The organism is Luteibacter sp. HAY1-4A (assembly GCF_056755355.1).
The window spans coordinates 1-985 of the sequence record NZ_JBNDHZ010000108.1; the positions used below are offsets into that span (position 1 = coordinate 1).

The following is a 985-nucleotide window of genomic DNA, read 5'->3' on the forward strand; positions in this document are numbered from 1 at the left end:
TGCTAACACAGTCTTAACCTCGGAATAAACAAACCGGACGGTACAGTCTACCATTGGCTTCACCGTTCCTTCAGCAAATTCCGAGACCCATTCTCATTTGGCTTGCGACTGATTTCCCTTCCTTTCAACCACTTGCAAGTAATTGATATCACTTGCAGGTTTCCCTGGAGACGGCAAAGCACCCGCCGCCCGGACGGGAGGGGCGGCGGGTCGCTCCGGACGGACCGGCCTCTTGCCGGAACGTCCTCACGTTTTCCTTAACGTGTCTTGCGTGAGTGCCGGTCAGTCGGCCTGGCGACGCAGGAACGCGGGGATGTCCAGATAGTCGATGGCCGGTTCCGCGTTCTTCTGCGGCTGTGCCGGTTCCGAGCGGACCGTCGGAGCCACGTCGGCGGCGTAATCCACCACTTCATTGCCGGTGCCCGTGCGCAGCACGACCGGACGCGGACGCTGCCGCATTTCCACGTGCTGCTGCACCGGCTGGCGGACAGGCTGCTTCGCGGTCACGCCGCGGTTGAGGCCCGTGGCCACCACGGTGACGCGAACGTCGTCCTGCATTTCCGGATCGAGCGAGGTACCGATCACTACCGTTGCATCCTCGGATGCGAAGTCGTGGATGACCCGGCCGATTTCGTCGAACTCGCGCATGGTGAGGTTCGGACCGGCGGTGACGTTCACCAGGATGCCGCAGGCACCGGACAGGTTCACGTCTTCCAGCAGCGGGTTGTTGATCGCCGCCTCGGCGGCCGCCTGGGCGCGGTCGTCGCCACGGGCGGTGCCCGAACCCATCATCGCCATGCCCATTTCGCTCATGACGGTGCGGACGTCGGCGAAGTCGACGTTGATCAGGCCCGGGGCCGTGATCAAGTCGGCGATGCCCTGGACCGCGCCCTGGAGCACGTCGTTGGCGGCCTTGAAGGCGTTCAGCAGCGTCACTTCACGCCCGAGCACCGAGAGCAGCTTCTCGTTCGGCACGGTGATGAGG

At 63.7% G+C, this 985-nt stretch carries 1 pseudogene; it reads right to left on the reverse strand.

Annotated elements, in window-relative coordinates:
• Positions 1–282 precede the first annotated feature (282 nt).
• Positions 283–985: pseudogene (locus tag ACPYOD_RS19130) on the reverse strand (cell division protein FtsZ); the annotation flags it as partial.